Annotated in this window: 2 protein-coding genes and 3 pseudogenes; 4 read left to right on the top strand and 1 reads right to left on the bottom strand. The window is 61.1% G+C overall.

All coding sequences use genetic code 11. The features are described from left to right. A pseudogene (locus FEV53_RS20135) lies at positions 1–237 on the bottom strand (IS481 family transposase); the annotation flags it as partial. A 65-nt stretch (positions 238–302) separates the two neighbouring features. Here FEV53_RS20135 and FEV53_RS20130 point away from each other — a divergent pair. From FEV53_RS20130 to FEV53_RS20115, 4 genes and pseudogenes are all read left to right on the top strand, one after another. Then, positions 303–794, top strand: a complete 492-nt coding sequence (locus FEV53_RS20130; protein ID WP_246100947.1) for a site-specific integrase — start codon at positions 303–305, stop codon at positions 792–794. A gap of 89 nt (positions 795–883) precedes the next feature. Beyond that, positions 884–1,359: pseudogene (locus FEV53_RS20125) on the top strand (DUF932 domain-containing protein); the annotation flags it as partial. 64 nt (positions 1,360–1,423) lie between these two features. Further along, positions 1,424–1,685: pseudogene (locus tag FEV53_RS20120) on the top strand (transposase); the annotation flags it as partial. A gap of 156 nt (positions 1,686–1,841) precedes the next feature. Next, positions 1,842–2,042 (top strand): IS3 family transposase (locus tag FEV53_RS20115; protein WP_142836399.1); only part of this gene is annotated, 201 nt, incomplete at its 3' end.

Here is a 2,042-nt window from a genome sequence, read left to right as displayed (position 1 = left end):
CGTATGACGCCGGAATGCGACAATCATGGCCTCCTCCGCTTCGGTGAGAACGGTCGAACGCGGCTCCCTCGGCCCAGTCTTCAAGTCCTCCACCGTCGCCCGCTTGCGCCACTTCGCGACGGTCTTGGGATTGATGCCCAGCTCCTTGCTCAGCTGCGTGAGCGAAGCTTGCGATCGCTGTATTGCAGCTCTGACAGCGTGCGTGGTCGAGGCGCTCCCGTGACGAACTTGTCCCATAATGCTTCCTTCCATTCCTGAGAAAGGATCACACCATCAAACCGTGGGATCAAACATCTAGGATCGTGCAGTTTGCAGTGGCCACCGCGATGCGGCTCGACGAGATTTGCCGGGTCGAGTGGACGGATCTCGACCTTGATCGGCGCATGCTCCTGATCCGCGACCGGAAAGACCCACGCAACAAGACCGGCAACGACCAGCGGATACCGCTCTTCGCTGCCACAGGCTTCGACGCCTGGGCGCTGGTTACGGCGCAGGCGAAGCAGCTTAGGCGCGCCAAGGGCTGGATATTCCCCTATAATTCGCGATCCGTCGGAACAGCCCTCCGGCGCGCCTGCGACGAGGTTAGTATCAAGGACCTGCACTTCCACGACTTGCACCATGAGGGCACAAGTCGCCTGTTCGAAGCAGGCTTCGCCATCGAACAAGTCGCGCTTGTTACAGGCCACAAGGATTGGAAGATGCTGCGCCGCTACACGCATATTCGCCCCAAGGCGCTGCACGGATTGGCTGCGGCGCGCGCGCCGGGTCCGTTTGGGAACCTCGCAGCCGAATAACCGCAGAGTGAGAGGATAGCCGTCCCGATCCGTGACGGGTTTGGAGGTCGAGAGAGAGGCTCCCGACCGCCCGTCGCGGGAGAAAACTCATGAATACCGAAATTATCGACGCCGGGCGTGACATCAACGGCGGCTACAAGGTGGATGTGTCGGGGGTTTCGAACGTGGACCGCGTGTCGTCCGAATGGTTCTCGCGGCCTGATGACGAGCGGTACCTTTCGCTCGACGATCTCTTCGCCTCGGTCAAGGGCCGGGCGGAGCACAGCCGGACGCGCACGGTGGAGAGCGCGGCGATCCGGGTCGAAGCGCATCGCGACAACCCGGAGAAGCTGGACCTCGTCCTGCCGGGCACGGATGAGCCGGTTGCGCCAACGCATTGGTCCTTCGGCCAGCTCTCGAGCCTCGACTGTGCCCCCGCGGCCTATCTTCGACAATTGCCTGCGCCGCTGGCGGGATTAACCTGCAATACGGGCTGACGAACCACCGGGCCGAGCAGATCAAGACCATGGAAGTCGCGAATGGCCGCACGGAGTTGCGCGCCGTGACCGGCCCGGACTATGGCCGCAGAGGTGGTCGCGGGATTTCGGACCGGGTGCTAATCTGTAGTGTCTGAGGAAGAACGGACAGAAATGACGAAACGGAAACGCTATTCGGCAGAGTTCAAGGCGAAGGTGGCTTTGGAAGCCATCCGCGAGGAGCTGACGACGGCCGAGCTGGCCAAGAMGTATGACATCCACCCTACCATGATCAGCGGCTGGAAACGGACCGCGATTGAGAACATGGCACAGGCCTTCACCGGCCAGGCGACCGCGGAGCCGACGATATCGGCGGCAGAGGTCGGAAAGCTGCACGCCAAAATCGGGCAGCTGGTCGTGGAACGGGATTTTTTGTTGGAAGCCTCCAGTCTCATCCCCGGCACTGGAGGCAAAAAGCGGTGAAGAAAGACCATCCGATCTCAGCGTCCGGCGGCAATGCAGCCTGCTGTCACTGGCACGCTCAACCCTCTACTACCAGCCGCGTGGGGAAAGCCCCGAGAACCTGAAGTTCATGGAAATCATCGATCGTCAGTTCCTCGAGACGCCATGGTATGGCTCACGCCAGATGGTCCGGCACTTGGCTCGCGAGGGACATAAATGCGGCCGACATCGTGTGCGGCGGCTGATGCAGCTCATGCGGTTGGTGCCTATCTACCAGGAACCGAAGACCAGCAAGAAGCACCCGGAGCACAAGATATATCCATATCTTCTG

The organism is Palleronia caenipelagi (assembly GCF_007004065.1).
Classification (GTDB): Bacteria; Pseudomonadota; Alphaproteobacteria; order Rhodobacterales; family Rhodobacteraceae; genus Palleronia; species Palleronia caenipelagi.
The sequence above is the reverse complement of the archived record's forward strand: the minus strand, read 5'-3'. Positions and strand labels throughout refer to the sequence as shown.